15 protein-coding genes are annotated in these 16209 nt (G+C 36.8%); 11 read left to right on the top strand and 4 right to left on the bottom strand.

Annotation, left to right across the window (positions count from 1 at the left end; all coding sequences use genetic code 11):
• Window positions 1–2 precede the first annotated feature (2 nt).
• Window positions 3–320, bottom strand: a complete 318-nt coding sequence (locus KGI01_RS05050) for a hypothetical protein (protein WP_141273779.1) — start codon at window positions 318–320, stop codon at window positions 3–5.
• Window positions 321–492: 172 nt separating this feature from the next.
• Between KGI01_RS05050 and KGI01_RS05045 the strand changes: the two genes are divergently transcribed.
• From KGI01_RS05045 to KGI01_RS05005, 9 genes are all read left to right on the top strand, one after another.
• On the top strand, window positions 493–1566 hold the full coding sequence (locus KGI01_RS05045; RefSeq protein ID WP_087680417.1) for a M42 family metallopeptidase: 1074 nt from the start codon (window positions 493–495) through the stop codon (window positions 1564–1566).
• A gap of 85 nt (window positions 1567–1651) precedes the next feature.
• On the top strand, window positions 1652–2170 hold the full coding sequence (locus tag KGI01_RS05040) for a DUF84 family protein (protein ID WP_141273778.1): 519 nt from the start codon (window positions 1652–1654) through the stop codon (window positions 2168–2170).
• A gap of 67 nt (window positions 2171–2237) precedes the next feature.
• A complete protein-coding gene (locus tag KGI01_RS05035) occupies window positions 2238–2549 on the top strand; it encodes a thioredoxin family protein (protein WP_141273777.1) in 312 nt (103 codons plus the stop codon).
• A 12-nt stretch (window positions 2550–2561) separates the two neighbouring features.
• Window positions 2562–3371 carry a DUF1444 family protein gene (locus KGI01_RS05030; protein ID WP_141273776.1) on the top strand — a complete coding sequence of 270 codons (810 nt, stop codon included), beginning with the start codon at window positions 2562–2564 and terminating at the stop codon, window positions 3369–3371.
• Window positions 3372–3374: 3 nt separating this feature from the next.
• Window positions 3375–3986, top strand: a complete 612-nt coding sequence (gene ytpR, locus KGI01_RS05025) for a YtpR family tRNA-binding protein (RefSeq protein WP_141273775.1) — start codon at window positions 3375–3377, stop codon at window positions 3984–3986.
• 212 nt (window positions 3987–4198) lie between these two features.
• Complete coding sequence (locus tag KGI01_RS05020) at window positions 4199–6961, top strand: DNA translocase FtsK (RefSeq protein WP_141273774.1); 2763 nt, start codon at window positions 4199–4201, stop codon at window positions 6959–6961.
• Between the two features lie 199 nt (window positions 6962–7160).
• Window positions 7161–8459, top strand: coding sequence for a UDP-N-acetylmuramate--L-alanine ligase (gene murC, locus KGI01_RS05015; RefSeq protein ID WP_141273773.1), 1299 nt, complete (start codon window positions 7161–7163; stop codon window positions 8457–8459).
• A gap of 194 nt (window positions 8460–8653) precedes the next feature.
• Window positions 8654–9073 carry a DUF948 domain-containing protein gene (locus KGI01_RS05010; RefSeq protein ID WP_141273772.1) on the top strand — a complete coding sequence of 140 codons (420 nt, stop codon included), beginning with the start codon at window positions 8654–8656 and terminating at the stop codon, window positions 9071–9073.
• A 17-nt stretch (window positions 9074–9090) separates the two neighbouring features.
• Complete coding sequence (locus KGI01_RS05005; protein ID WP_141273771.1) at window positions 9091–9597, top strand: YtxH domain-containing protein; 507 nt, start codon at window positions 9091–9093, stop codon at window positions 9595–9597.
• Between the two features lie 216 nt (window positions 9598–9813).
• Here the strand turns inward: KGI01_RS05005 and pilM are convergent, their stop codons facing one another.
• A complete protein-coding gene (gene pilM / locus KGI01_RS05000) occupies window positions 9814–11967 on the bottom strand; it encodes a cell division protein FtsA (protein ID WP_141273770.1) in 2154 nt (717 codons plus the stop codon).
• A gap of 198 nt (window positions 11968–12165) precedes the next feature.
• On the opposite strand from pilM, the gene KGI01_RS04995 reads away from it, so the two are divergent.
• On the top strand, window positions 12166–13251 hold the full coding sequence (locus KGI01_RS04995; RefSeq protein ID WP_141273769.1) for a bifunctional 3-deoxy-7-phosphoheptulonate synthase/chorismate mutase: 1086 nt from the start codon (window positions 12166–12168) through the stop codon (window positions 13249–13251).
• 116 nt (window positions 13252–13367) lie between these two features.
• A complete protein-coding gene (ccpA, locus tag KGI01_RS04990) occupies window positions 13368–14369 on the top strand; it encodes a catabolite control protein A (protein WP_141273768.1) in 1002 nt (333 codons plus the stop codon).
• Between the two features lie 43 nt (window positions 14370–14412).
• Here the strand turns inward: ccpA and KGI01_RS04985 are convergent, their stop codons facing one another.
• Both KGI01_RS04985 and KGI01_RS04980 read right to left on the bottom strand, forming a co-directional pair.
• On the bottom strand, window positions 14413–15594 hold the full coding sequence (locus tag KGI01_RS04985; RefSeq protein ID WP_141273767.1) for an acetoin utilization protein AcuC: 1182 nt from the start codon (window positions 15592–15594) through the stop codon (window positions 14413–14415).
• Window positions 15564–16208 (bottom strand): CBS and ACT domain-containing protein, encoded by a 645-nt coding sequence (locus KGI01_RS04980; RefSeq protein ID WP_141273766.1) that lies wholly within the window; start codon window positions 16206–16208, stop codon window positions 15564–15566. Before KGI01_RS04980 ends, KGI01_RS04985 begins: the two co-directional genes overlap by 31 nt.
• Window position 16209 lies beyond the last annotated feature (1 nt).

Raw genomic sequence — 16209 nt, 5'->3', positions numbered from 1 at the left:
AATTATGCGACGCGTACTAAGTCAACGATGACGCCACTCTTACTATCAGCAGCAAATTCAAAGTTTACGCTTTCACCATTTTCGATGCGTGAAATTCCACCCTTATAAACAGAGATTGGAATATCTTCTTTATAGAATGTTTCGGGTTGCATGAAAATCCACGAACCATCGATTGGTCCTTGTTTTTTAAACTCTTGCTTGATTTCTTCCAAAATGGCATTCGGATTGCGATTTGGATTCACTCGTTTCGTCGCTTCTTTTACGACATAAGCAGCTGCTACACCTGTAATAACACCAATTATAAAGTCACGTGCTTTCATAATTTGAATACCCCCTTATTAGTTCTATTCTTTGTTAGTGTAACATAAATAAGGGGAATTATGGTATTAAAAACAGTATCGAATATTACGGTTTTCGAAACTATCAGTGGTTTTTTGGAAATATTAATATTAAAATAAGGGTATTGCTTATGTAATTAAGGGGGCTATTTCATTGAATCAAGACACATTACAATTATTTAAAACATTAACAGAGTTACCAGGTGCACCTGGTAATGAACATGCAGTTCGAGCTTTTATGCGTGAGGAATTATCAAAGTATGCTGATGAGATTGTACAAGATCAATTAGGTGGGATTTTCGGATTAAAAAAGGGTGACGAGAACGGGCCACGTATTTTAGTAGCAGGACATATGGATGAAGTAGCGTTCATGGTAACACAAATTACAGATAACGGTATGATTCGTTTCCAACCATTAGGTGGTTGGTCAAATCAAGTGATGCTTGCACAGCGCGTTGATATTTACGGCGACCAAGGTGTGATTCCGGGTGTTATTAGTTCGGTACCACCACATTTGTTAACACCTGAGATGGCAAAAAAACCGACAGAAATTAAAAATATGTTAATTGATGTCGGTGCAGATGATAAAGATGATGCAATGTCGATGGGTATTAAACCAGGTCAATCGATTATTCCAACAAGTCAATTTGTTCAAATGGCAAATCCAAAAAAAATCATGGCAAAAGCGTGGGATAATCGCTATGGCTGTGGTTTAGCAATTGAACTTCTAAAAGAAGTAAAAGATGAAAAATTACCGAATACATTATATTCAGGCGCGAATGTAATGGAAGAAGTAGGGCTTCGCGGTGCAAAAGTTTCTGCTAATATGATTAAACCAGATTTATTCTTTGCGCTTGATGCAAGTCCAGCAAATGATGTAACAGGTGACCGTAATCAATTTGGTCAGTTAGGTAAAGGGGCATTATTACGTATTTTTGATCGTACGATGGTGACACATAAAGGTATGCGTGAATATATTTTAGATACAGCAGAATCAAACAATATTCCATATCAATATTTTGTATCACCAGGTGGTACAGATGCTGGAAATGTACACATCTCAAATAATGGTGTACCGTCTTCTGTTATTGGTATTTGTTCACGTTATATTCATACACATGCCTCAATTATTCATACAGACGATATTGATGCAGCAAAAGAATTAATCGTGACACTTGTACGTAATGCAGACCGCACAACATGGGAAACAATTCAACAAAATGGTTAAATAACTTTGAAAGAAGAAGTCGTGAACGGTTGCGATTTCTTCTTTCATTTCTTTAAGTTACATGAAAGATGCAGGAGTGGTGAATGTGAAGATCGCAGTAGGAACAAAAAATAAAGCAAAACTAAAAGCAGTGGAAACAGTAGTCAATCGTACACTCATCGAAATTTCAAGTATCACTGGCTATGATGTAGACTCAGGTGTAAGCGCACAACCTTTTTCAGATGAAGAAACGCGTCTTGGTGCGATTAATCGAGCAAAGCAGACGTTACAGACATCAAGAGCAGACCTTGCCTTTGGTTTAGAAGGCGGTGTGAAGTGGATTGGTAAAGAGCTCTACTTATGTAATTGGGCAGCTCTTGCAACAAAGGAACGTACTTATACAGCAGCAGGTGCGCAAATTCCGCTTCCACTTGAAATCGTTCAAGCATTAATCGCAGGCGAAGAGCTTGGACCCATTATGGACCGTTACACAAAAGAACAAGATACGAGACAACACGCAGGTGCGATTGGTGTATTTACAGATGGATTAATTGATCGTGCACAGATGTTTGAACCAATTGTGGAAATGTTAGTAGGACAGTATCGTTATTGGTCGAAACAGTAGAGTTGCAAAGGAATAGATGGTACAGTTAGAATGAGGAAGTCCTATATTTGATACGGAGGTTAGAAAAATGAAAACATTACAAAGTGTAGAGCAATTTGAAACAATCAAAGCACAAGGCAAAACGGTCTTTGTATTTTCAGCAGACTGGTGTCCAGACTGTCGTTTTATTGAGCCCTTTATGCCAGCTTTGGAAACAAAATTTAACGATTTTGAATTTGTATTAGTAGATCGTGATCAGTTTATCGATTTATGTATCGAACTTGATATTTTCGGTATTCCAAGTTTTATCGCTTACAAAGATGGTCAAGAAACAGGTCGCTTTGTATCAAAAGATCGTAAAACACAACAAGAAATTGAAGAATTTCTTCTTGCACAATAATGGAGTGATGACATGAAAGCACCTGAATTAATTCAAGCGTTGAAAGAACGTTTAGGTGAAGATACGTATGCGTGGGAATTAGATGGGAAGACGAATAAACTACGCATTGAACATCGAGCGTTACAAAAAGGTATGGACTTAATGCTTGGCGATGTACTGAATAAGTACGAACAACGTCAAGAAGCTGCGATTGACGAGGTCGTATATATTATTGAACAAACTTTCGAAGCGATGTTACGTGAACAGGCAGAGGGATTTGGGCAAAATATTACGATTTATCCAGCCATTCGCTCTGGTTCATTCCCGAAAAAAACAAAAGACGGCATTCCTTTCATTACAGAAAAGCATACGGCTGAAACGACGATTTTTTTTGCGCTTGATTTAGGAAATACGTATCGTCTAATTGATGAGAGTATGCTCGGTCAATTAAATTTAACAGAGACACAAGTAAAAGAAATGGCGCGTTTTCAAGTACGTTCTTTAAAAACGGATGTCAAACAAGATGAAGTCGCTGGCAATGTATTTTACTTCTTGAATCATAATGATGGATATGATGCAAGCCGTATTTTAAACGAAGCTTTCCTACAAGAGATGGCGAATAAAGTTGAAGGTGATATGACTGTTTCTGTACCACATCAAGATGTACTCATTATTGGAGACATACGAAATAAAGAAGGATATGATGTTTTAGCACAGATGACGATGCACTTCTTCTCAGTAGGTGCTGTGCCCATCACATCATTATCATTCATTTACGAAAACCAAAAATTAGAGCCAATATTCATTATGGCGAAAAACAGTGTGAAAAAGGAGAAAGAATAAGCAATGATCGCATCATATAATAAAGAACATGTCGGTGACGTGTTACTAGTAGAACTATCAACAGAGCCAGCTGTAAAAACAATTGTGGAACGTCGCGGTGACGTCGCAGTTTTAACAGAAGAGGCTACTTCAGAAGTGAAGGGCTTCAACTTATTTAATGCGAGTGAAAAAATGGATTTAGACGGTGTTGTAGGGAATGTCGATATTACAAAAGAGTTTGTACAATCACTGGAAAAAGCACTAACAGAAGCAGATGTACAAATTGATTTACATGTTGATTTTTCACCAAAATTCGTTGTTGGTCATATTCTTGAAATTGAAAAACATCCAAACGCTGATAAATTACACATTACAAAAGTAGATGTAGGGGAAGCAGAACCACTTCAAATCGTATGCGGCGCACCAAATGTTGCACAAAACCAAAAAGTTGTTGTCGCAAAAGTCGGTGCAGTGATGCCATCAGGTATGGTAATTAAAGAATCTGCACTACGTGGTGTTGATTCGTTTGGTATGCTTTGTTCGGCTCGTGAATTAGCAATTCCAAATGCCCCACAAGTAAAAGGAATTTTAGTTTTAGAAGACAGCGCACAAGTAGGTACTGCTTTTAAAGCATAAAGTGAAAAAAGAGGGATTATGCACATGTGTAATCTCTTTTTGTATATAAAAATTTTTGTCTGAACATGCGATTTTCTTCCGAAAAAAGATGAAAATTACAAAAAAGATTACTTTATTGGGAAAAAAGATGTTTAAATTCCGTGTCAGCGTTGCACCATCTGCTTTATAACTGATAAAATAAAGTCAATTATTTGGAAATGAGTTGATTGGATATGAAATGGTTTAAAAACCTTTTTAATAAAGTAACAGATGAAGATGGACAAAAGATGTATGATCGAAATACATATGAAGAAGCAGAAGAAGATTTTTCTGATGAAGTCTATGAAGAACAACAGCGAGAAGAACAGCCAAAAATATCTAAAGGTAATTTTCGATTCCCATTAATAGACGATGTTGTTACGGATTCTTCTACTCATTCAAATGAAGTGAATCAATTAACCAAACAACCTGCAGTTGAGTCTAAGCCATTACGTTTAAATAGAGGTACAACGCCAGTAAGTTCAAAAGAGCATTACTCACCTTTTACAGCGCCAGGTAATTCGCAACACGTTGCACATGGTATGTCACGTGAACATTATAATCCGTTTAAAAAATCAAGTACGCCTACTACAAAAGTGGAGATAAAAGACGAACCAGCAATGAAACCACAATTAAATAAAACACCAGTGCCAATCGAGCCAGCGGTACAACCGAAAAAACGGTTTGTACCAAGTGATGTACCATCACCAGTGTTTGGATTTAAAAAGCCATCGACACTTACGCCGTATGAGCGAAAGGTACAGGAGCGATTACAAGCAGAGCGTAAGAAAAATCGTGGTACTTTGGCAGATCAATTAGTGCAAAATCGTGTGCGTAGAGAAGAAAGATTAGAAGCGAGTCGTGTATCTGTTCCAACTACGCCAAAGCCTACAGAACAAAAACCAACATCTTTAACGATAAAAAAACAGGATGAAATATTAGTGACATTGCCAAAATTGGAACCAGTAGTGCATGAGCAACCTAAAACGGTTCAAAAAGATGAAGTCGCAAAAGTCACTACAACAAATGAAGTTGTTGAGATAATCTCACCTTCTGAACAAGTAGTGGAAGAAGCAGAAGTAGCATTGCTAGTTCAAGAGAAAGAAACGATCGAGTTAGCAACAGCTGAAGTACAAGAACTCGTACAAGAGCAAGTGCCAGAGCGAGAAGAAGTAGAAGAACTCGTACAAGAGCAAGTGCCAGAGCGAGAAGAAGTAGAAGAACTCGGATCAGAACAAGTAACAGCTCAGACGCCAATAGAACCCCCAGTAAGAGAAAGAAGTAAGACACCGATTAATGTGGTTATGTTGAAATCAGATAAAGAAAAGTTACAACAAGCACAGGCGAAGGAAATCATTCTACCAAGCTGGAAAGATTCCAAAGCACCTACAAATCGTTACGCTGTACCGTCAGTAAAGCGAACTACAGAAGAGTCAGTAAAAGTAGAAGATGAGGTTTCACCCACCAAAGCTTTAGAAGAGATACCATTACCAAGTACAATTGAAGCAGTAGTAGCTGAAGAAGTACAAGAAAAGATCGAATGGCAAGTTTATGATGAAACATTGCAGCTGTTACGTGAACCAGAATTCCAACAAGCTGATGTAGAATGGATGGAAGAACAGGGGCAGTTATTAGTTGAGGTATTGTCAGAATTTAATGTTCCAGCAGAAATTGAAAATATCGTACAAGGTCCAACTGTTACACAATTTGAAATTACAGTTGGTCATGGCGTGAAAATAAGTAAAATTAAAAATCTTTCGGATAATCTAAAGTTAGCACTTGCTGCACGTGATATTCGAATTGAAGCACCAATTCCAGGGAAACGTTCAATTGGTATTGAAATACCGAATGCAAAAGCAAGACCAGTTAGACTATCAGAAATTGTGGGTAATAACAGTTTTAGAGATTCTAACAAAGATTTAGAAGTAGCTTTAGGACTCGATATTACAGGTCAACCTGTAACATTTGATTTAAGTGAAATGCCACATGGATTAATTGCTGGAGCAACGGGTTCAGGTAAGTCCGTCTGTATTAATTCCATTTTAATTAGCTTGTTAATGAAGGCGAGTCCGCAAGATGTCAAGTTGATGTTAATTGATCCAAAAATTGTTGAGTTAGCTGTATACGATGAACTACCGCATTTAGTAAGTCCTGTAATTACAGATGTAAAAGCAGCGACAGCCGCATTAAAATGGGCAGTAGATGAAATGGAACGTCGTTATCAATTATTCCATCATATGAAGGTTCGTCATATTACACGCTATAATGAAATCATTGAAGAACAAAGAAGATTCTCATTAAAAATGCCGTATCTTGTTATAGTAATTGATGAGTTAGCAGACTTAATGATGATGGCTCCAGCAGAAGTAGAAGAATCGATTTGTCGTATTGCACAAAAAGCACGTGCATGCGGAATTCATTTAGTACTTGCTACACAAAGACCATCTGTTGATGTCATTACAGGATTAATTAAATCGAATATCCCAACACGTATAGCATTCTCTGTATCATCTCAAATTGATTCACGTACAATTATTGACTCACAAGGGGCAGAACGTCTTTTAGGACGCGGTGATTTATTGTATTTAGGGTATGGTAAATCAGATACGGTTCGTTTACAAGGAACGTTTGTAACAGATGAGGAAATTGAACAAATTACAGCATATATTCGTTCATTAGGTAAACCAAATTATGCTTTCGCACCAGAGGAGCTTGTTCAAAAAGTAGAACAGGCAGAAGAGCAAGATGAACTATTTGAGGAAGTCTGCCGTTCAGTTGCAGAAGAAGGTAGTGTATCCATCTCATCTTTACAACGTAAATATCGCATTGGTTATAATCGAGCAGCACGATTAGTAGAAATGATGGATGCTCACGGTTTTGTGTCAGAAGCAAAAGGAACGAAACCACGTGAAGTATTTTTAACACCAGACCAAGTCGATTCAATCTTCCAACAGTAATACGAAAATCACTCTTATATGTTGAAAAGTTTCGCGAAATATAGGTATAAGGAAGTAAAATGAACGGAAGTTTTTGAAATGATTCGTTTCGTGCTATAATATTAGATGTTTTGAAAAATCAATGAATCTATTACTCTAAATAACAATTAAGAACGATGAAAAAAAGAGAGTGAAAAACAGACTCTCAGGAGGTTTCAACATGACATTATATCATTTTACTGGAATTAAAGGTTCTGGTATGAGTTCATTAGCACAAATTTTATTTGATTCTGGTGAGAAGGTACAAGGATCTGATATAGAAAAACATTTCTTCACTGAGGAGCCACTACATGAACGTGGTATTCGTGTGTTACCTTTCGATGCGAATAACATTGAAGAAGGTATGACCGTCATTGCAGGAAATGCTTTTCCAGATGATCACGTAGAACTTGTGCGTGCAAAAGAATTAGGTGTCGAGGTCATTCGTTACCATGAATTTTTAGGGAATTATCTTGAAAAATATACATCTGTAGCAATTACAGGCGCACATGGTAAAACATCTACAACAGGTTTGATGGCACATGTACTAGCAGGTAATGAACCGACATCTTATTTAATTGGTGATGGTACAGGACGAGGAGCAGTAGATGCAAAAAACTTCGTAATGGAAGCGTGTGAATATCGTCGTCATTTCTTAGCATACCACCCAGATTATGCGGTTATGTTAAATATTGATTTTGACCATCCAGATTATTATACAAGTATTGACGATGTATTTAATGCATTCCAAGAGATGGCACTACAAGTAAAAAAAGCCATCATTGCATGTGGTGACGATGAAAACTTACAACGTATTCAAGCAAATGTTCCAGTTGTTTATTATGGCTTTGGCTCTGAAAATGACTTTGAAGCACGCAATCTTGAAAAAGATACGACAGGTACGACATTTGATGTATTCGTTCGTAATGAGTTTTATAGTCAATTTCATATTCCATTATTCGGAGATCACAATGTTTTAAATACATTAGCTGTTATCTCTCTATGTGAGTATGAAGGTATTCCAGCTACAATGATTCAAGAGCAATTAAACACATATCATGGTGTAAAGCGTCGTTTTTCTGAAACAATCAAAGGCGAGCAAATATTAATTGATGATTATGCACATCATCCAACAGAAATTCGTGCAACGATTCAGTCAGCACGTCAAAAATATCCAAATCGTGAAGTGGTAGCAGTATTCCAACCGCACACATTCTCACGTACCAAAGCGTTTTTAGAGAACTTTGCTGAAAGTTTAAGTGGAGCAGATTGTGTTTACTTATGTGATATTTTCGGTTCTGCACGTGAAAATGCGGGAGAATTAACGATTGAGGACTTAGCAGCATTAATTCCAGGAAGCCACGTATTACGTACAGAAAACATTGAAGATTTAAAAGCACATGAAGAAGCTGTATTTTTATTTATGGGTGCAGGCGACATTGGTAAATTCCAAAAAGCATTCGAAGAAGTATTGGTGTAAATTAGGAGAGGTATGGAGTTATTCCAGCCTCTCCTTTTCTTTTGTATTAAATTTTTTAAAAGAATATTTGCTTACGATAATGATATTGTTGGAAGGATTTAGAGAAAAATAGTAGAATATAGATATCACACAATGTTTAGGTAACGTAAAATTGTGGAAATTTGAGTAGTATTACCATGTAGGAGGGGAAAAACATGATTAGCATTCTCTACATCGCAGCACTTATTTTTGCGATCGCCGTATTAGTGCTATGTATCAGCTTAGCTGTAACACTAAGTTCTGTGAAAAGAACATTAACTAGTGTTGCAAAAACAATGGAAGGTATTGAAGGTCAGGTGCAAGGCATCACAAAGGAGACAGAAGTATTACTTCATACAACAAATGCACTTGCAGCAGATATTCAACATAAGTCAGAACAACTGAACTCATTAGTTGGTGCAGTAAAAGGATTTGGTGATTCTGTATCTGGTTTAAACAATACTGTACAAAATGTTACATCTACAATTAATACAAGTGTTGACCAAAATCGCGATCAAATTGCGAATGTGGTACAATGGGGTACAACCATTTTAAGTCTACGTAACAAAATGAAGAAAAATAAAGTTGTTAATTAGATAGAGGAGGAACTTGCATGTCAGGATCAAAATTAAACTATAGTGAAGTCCGTGAACAATTAGAAAATACAGGACAGTCGCTTTATTTACCCGAAACATACGTATCAAAACAAGATGCACTTTATGAAGATAACTCATCGTGTACGAGTAGTAAAGATTTTGTGATTGGCGCATTCGTCGGTGGTGTAATTGGAGCAGCAGCAGCATTATTTTTAGCACCAAAATCTGGTAAAGATTTACGTAATGACGTGAAAGTGAAAAGCTCTGACATCACTTCACAAGCAAAACAAAAATCCTCAGAATTAACGAAAAAAGTGCAAGAGCAAGCTGCACCTGTCGTAAAAAAAGTACAGGAACAAGCAGCGCCAGTTGTAAATAAAGTAAAATCATTAAAAGGTAACAATGTTACACCACCTTTAGATGATGGAACGGCATTTGCAGATGGTGAAGATCAAATGGAATTCATGGAAACTGTTGAGAATACAATTCATGAATATGAAAAAACAGAAAAAGACAAACACTAATTTAAAAGCATATTAGGTTATACGTATGAAATATGGCTATATCTAATTATGAAAAAAGTGGTTGAGACATAAGTGTAAAAAACATGATCTCATATGGGCATAAGAAAAGCCGGAATCGCACTGTAATGCGATTCCGGCTTTTCGTTGCGAACGATAAAAAAGGAGAATGAAATGTTTTGTCTCTGCTACTTTTTTGTTATGAATCCTTCTCCAATTTTAAACGAGTGTTGTTGGAATTAATTGTAGAGTAAGCGTATCTCCACCAAAAATAGGTGCATCAAATTGAGCTTTTTCACCATTTCTAAGTAGCTCAAACATTCCTTTGAAATCACGTGGTAACGACCAATTCGTATATTTAAAAACGTCTTGGAACGTCCATTGACTATATTCGATTTGAACGAATTGAATACGATCTCCAATTGATAAGATCGTATCGAGTGAACATTCTTGTCCATTCACATAGATATTATATAGCGGTCTTTGTAAGACAATTTCCTCATGTTGGAATGTAAGTTGGCATTGATCGAGTAAAGTCATATTTAATTGCTTTGTAAAACCTTCTACTGTAGGTTTGATTGCTTCTTGTAATAGGATATGGTCACCATCTTGTAAAATATGATGTCCTTGTACAGTTAAACCATTTACAGTTAGTTGAGCTTGAAAAGCAGTCATGTTAAGTTTTTGGTCATTTAAGTAATAATAAGTTGGTTCATTGTAATGAGCGCTATGTCCAAAACCAAACTGTTGTAACGCTTCTTCTACCGTTGTATCTGTTGAAACAAAAATGACATCGCCTTCTTGTAAAGCCGTTTCCATCTTTGCTGGAACGCCATTCACAAGAATTACAGGAGAAATGGTATAGGTTTGATCATTAACCTTAATAACTTTATTAGATGCTTCATCTAATAAATCAGCAATAGTTGCAGTTGCAGGTTTACCATCTTGACCTTCAATCAATTCAATAAAGTCACCATTTTCAATCGTTGCCTTCATAGATGCTTCTTCTCCGTTAATTAAAATACGTGTTGGACTTCCTAGATTGCCAGGTATATGAATTGTCTGTCCATTTAATTGAACCGACATCGCAAAACCTGGTTTACCATATAGTTTGGAAGCAACAATATTTGCAGCAAGTAGCGCGTCTGTTACAGTCATTTCTTTTAATTCAAAAAGACGCACAACTTGCTCGTTGACAGTAAGTGACATGTATTTAATGGGTGTATTTTGTGCAGCAATCGCAATACCGATTGGTGTCACTAACTCTGGAGTAGCTGGAATGTGGTTTTCTCGTGTTAAATTTTGAATGGCATTTAAATCACGTACCGCTACACGTTGGTCAGGTAAATCAAGCGCTAGACTAATTTCTTTTGTAATATTTGGTGTTAAACTACCGCCACCAATTAATAAAACAGCTTTTGGTGACTGACCAGAGTTGAGACGTTTTATTTCCTGGGCAATATTCGTCGAGAGATGTTGAATGGCTCCCTGAATATGTGAAATTACTTCAGTTGAATGGATTTGTTGTTCAAAACCTAAAATATCTGTAATCGTAACATGTTCTGAAACAGATAGTTCTCTTTTTACAGTTTCAGCAACAGGGAAGTCTAATAAGTAATAATCACTTAAAGCCTCTGTAATCTCATCTCCAGCTGTTGGAACCATTCCGTAAGCTATAACTGTACTTTGATCTGTAATGGCAATATCGGACGTTCCAGCACCTATATCAACGAGTGCAACATTTAAACGTCGCATCGAAGGGGGAATGAGTGCATTAATTGCCGCAATCGGCTCTAAAGTTAATCCATCCATCTCTAAATTTGCACGTTTTAAAGCAGCAATCAGTGATTCAACCACTACACGTGGTAAAAATGTGGCGATGACTTCGATGGAAGCTTCTGTACCTTGTTGATCGATTAAGCTACCGATTTCCTCGCCATCTAAACGATAATAAAGAACCGAGTAGCCAACACAATAATAATGGCTCCCTTTTAAATCTTCCTTATGTTCTAGCAATTTTGCTTGTGCTTCTTGTACAGCAGCTAATTCAAGTCGGTCTATATCCGTTTCTGTTAGTGCAGGACGATGTTGAATGGATAGCTTAGAGCTTGCTTGTTCTGTTTTTAAAGAACGACCTGCAGCAGCGACAGATACTTTCGTAAGAGGACCATGCCTTTCTTCTAATTCTGCTTTCACTTGTGAAATGACATTTGCAACATAGACAACATTATGTATTTGTCCATCAACCATTGCGCGCTCTTTATGCTCTTTAGAAATCAAATCGACAACATGATAACCTTCATCAATCTGCTCTAATATAATACCGACAACCGAACGCGTTCCGATGTCTAGTGCGAATAATTTTTCTGTCATTTTTGTTTACACATCCTTTGCTCGATTATTGCGAAATTTTGTGAAATAAAACCTTTTTACTTTTTCGCGTTGAAGCGTTAAAGAAAAAGTTCGTGACTTTTAAGAATGGATTGCTTATAATACATGTATATCATAAAATGTATCATACATTTCAGTGGGCTGGAAGTACTAGATACGTAAGGAGAGAGGAGAACGGTTATGAGTCATGAAATTTTAGAGAACTTAAGAAATCAAGTAGACGAAATCAACTTAGAGATTTTAAACTTGATTAACAAGCGTGCAGAGCTAGTTGAAGAGATTGGTAAAGCAAAGGAAAAGCAAGGTGTTAACCGATTTGATCCTTTACGTGAACGTCACATGCTCGATTTAATTAAAGAAAATAATCAAGGACCGCTAACAGAAGGTGCGGTTAGTCATATATTTAAAGAAATTTTCAAACAAGCATTAGATTTACAGCAAACGAATACGAAAAAAGAATTACTTGTATCTCGTAAACGTAAAAAAGAAGATACAATCGTTAATGTGAATGGAGAACCCATTGGTACAGGAGCGCCATCATTTGTATTCGGTCCATGTGCAGTAGAATCTTACGAACAAGTGGATGCAGTCGGTGCAGAAATTGCGAAAAAAGGTTTGAAATTAATGCGCGGTGGTGCATACAAACCAAGAACATCACCATACGATTTCCAAGGACTTGGATTAGAGGGGTTAAAAATTCTAAAAGAAGTTGGTCAAAAATACGGTCTAGGTATTGTATCTGAAATTGTTACGCCAACACATTTAGAAGAAGCATTAGACTATGTAGATGTTATTCAAATTGGTGCACGTAATATGCAAAACTTTGAATTATTAAAAGCAGCAGGACAAACGAATAAGCCAGTTTTATTAAAACGCGGTTTAGCAGCAACAATTGATGAGTTCATCCATGCAGCAGAATACATTATGTCAAAAGGGAATGAGCAAATTATTTTATGTGAACGTGGTATTCGTACTTACGAAAAAGCAACACGTAATACATTAGATATTTCAGCTGTTCCAATTTTAAAACAAGAAACACATTTACCTGTATTTGTAGATGTTACACATTCTACAGGTCGTCGTGATTTATTATTACCATGTGCGAAAGCAGCAATTGCAATTGGTGCAGACGGTGTGATGGCCGAAGTACACCCAGATCCAGCAGTAGCGCTATCAGATTCGCAACAACAAATGGACTTTGAAACATTCGATGCATTCTATGATACATTGCAAACATTCATGAAAACACACGATATTAAAGCATAATTTGTAAGTGGCGATTCGAAATCCTTTGAATCGTCACTTTTTTGCTTGACTAGCTGTTGAAAATCGTTGACACAATATATTATGATTAGAAGTAGTTCGAAAAAGGAGGGTCATCGGTGACCGTAACAATTTATGATGTTGCACGTGAAGCAAATGTTTCGATGGCAACGGTATCTAGGGTAGTCAATGGGAATCCCAATGTAAAACCTACAACTAGAAAAAAAGTATTAGAAGTAATTGATCGTTTAGAATATCGTCCAAATGCCGTTGCACGTGGCTTAGCAAGTAAGAAAACGACAACAGTGGGCGTTATTATTCCTGATATTTCAAATGTATTCTATGCAGAGTTAGCACGCGGAATTGAGGATATTGCAACGATGTATCGTTATAATATTATCTTATCCAATTCTGATCAAAACGAAGCAAAAGAAATTGAATTATTGGATACAATGTACGGAAAGCAAGTAGATGGGATTGTGATGATGAGTGAAAATGTATCAGAAGCCATTCTAGACAAAATGAGTCATTCACCATCACCAATCGTTTTAGCCGGTTCTGTTGAAGATTCTAAGCAGATTCCAGCTGTGAATATCGATTATGTACAGGCAGCATATGAAGCAGTGAAAAAATTGATTGATAATGGTCATAAGCGTATTGCCTTCGTATCGGGACCATTCACTTCAACAATTAATAAAGAGCATAAGTTTGTAGGATATCAAAAAGCATTAGAAGAAGCAAGTATTGCACTGGATGAAAATCTTGTATTAGCAGCAGAAGATTCTTATGATAGTGGGATGGAAGACTTTGTGCATGCAAATGAATTAGCAGACCCACCAACAGCTTATTTTACAGGTAGTGATGAGTTAGCGATTGGCATTATTCATGCAGCACAAGATGCTGGTAAGTCTGTACCAGACGATATTGAAGTGATTAGTTTTGAAAACTCAAAATTAGCACGTATGGTACGTCCACAACTCACAAGTATGGTCTTACCACTGTATGATATCGGTGCTGTATCGATGCGTTTACTTACAAAAATTATGAACAAAGAACAGACAGAACAATTACAAGTTGTTCTACCACACCGTATGGAAGAGCGAAATTCAACAAAAGCGTAAAATATAAAAGACAGGAATCACAAATACTTGTGATCCCTGTCTTTTAATTTTGGCGAATCATGTATAACGCTTTTTCAAGTGTTTGCTGATTTTTTTCTGTAATTTCTTCTTTACGTGGGATTGGTTCATATAAATCTTCAGGATCTTCCCATGTGGGTATGAGTGTAACAGGTGCTTCTTTTTGCCAATTGTCTAACCATTCTTGTGGAATAGCGCCTGTTGGAACTTGTTGATTCGTCATCGCAAGCCATACCATTGACCATGCGCGTGGAACAACGCGCCAAATATCATAGCCACCACCGCCAACTGCAATCCAGCGCCCTTCACAAAATTCATGAGCTAGTTCATGGGCGATTTTTGGTATGACTTCATATGTTTTAATTGTACTGTAAAGATGCGTAAGTGGATCAAAATAATGTGCATCTGCACCATTTTGAGTCAAAATAACATCCGGTTTAAAGTGTGCAATGACTTCTCGAATGGCTGTTTCATAGACTTCTAAAAAAGAGCCATCTTCTGTAAAAGCATCGAGCGGAATATTAAAGGAAGTGCCATACCCTTCACCATTCCCACGTTCTGTTACCGCACCCGTTCCAGGAAATAGATATCGTCCTGTTTCATGAATAGATAGTGTACATACATTCGGATCATCGTAAAAGCTCCATTGTACACCATCCCCGTGATGCGCATCTGTATCTATGTAAAGTACGCGTGCATCATATTTTTTTTGCATATATTTGATGGCAACTGTACTATCATTATAAATACAAAAACCAGAAGCTTTCCCATGAAAACCATGATGTAATCCGCCACCAAGGTTGAGTGCATGATTTGTTTTGCCTTGCATCACATAATCACAAGCTGTAAGCGTACCACCTACAAACATGGCACTTGCTTCATGCATATTTTTAAAAATAGGTGTATCTTCTGTACCAATTCCGTAAACTTCGCCCTCACCATTACGCAATTCACCATGACCTGCTCTTTTGACAATATCAATATAAGCAGCATCATGACCGAGCAACAATTCTTCATCCGTAGCAACACGAGCTGTTTTGATTTGTTCGGGTTGAAGTGCATTAATCTGCTTTAGTAAATCCATTGTTAATTGAAGACGTTTTTGATTAAAAGGATGTGTTTCTGAAAATTTATAATCAAGTTGCTCTGGTGAATAAATAAAGACTGCATCTTGTTCTAAAGGTCCATTCCTAGTGTATTTGGCCATAACACATCAAATCCTTCCTTACGTAATGCACGAATGATTGGAACAGGATTCATGCTTTTTACACGAATCGAGATTACCTGATGATTAGGGGAAATATCTGGGTGTAGTAAGATACTTAAAATATTTGCATTATATTGTGCAATCACGCTAGTAATTTCATGTAAAATCCCTGCCTCATCTTTAATTCGTATATCAATTCGTGAACTTGGTTTTGTCGCACCTGTCAATTCAATGTAATTATAAAGTAAATCACTATCTGTTAAGATTCCAACTAACTTTTTATGACTAATAATCGGTAAACAACCAATTTTGTGTTCATAAAATAGAAGGGCAACTTCTTCGACAAAATCGAGTGGATGTCCAACTAAAGGGTGTCTAGTCATAATTTCTGAAATAGGTGTTTGAAGAATCTTTTTTTCTTCATCTTGATTCAATAAATGTGTAATTGTATTTTTAATATCGCGTTGTGCAACTAAGCCAACAAGTTGTTTCTCTGTATTAATAATTGGTAAATGTCGAATCTTTTTTTCATGCATTAATTGGTTAGCATCTTGTAAGGTATGCTCAGGTGTAAGCGTAAAAACATCTTTTGTCATAATTCTTTCAACAATCATG

This window comes from Kurthia gibsonii (assembly GCF_006539985.1).
Lineage (GTDB): Bacteria > Bacillota > Bacilli > Bacillales_A > Planococcaceae > Kurthia > Kurthia gibsonii.
Note: the sequence above shows the minus strand (reverse complement) of the source record. Positions and strands in the feature narration are given on the sequence as shown.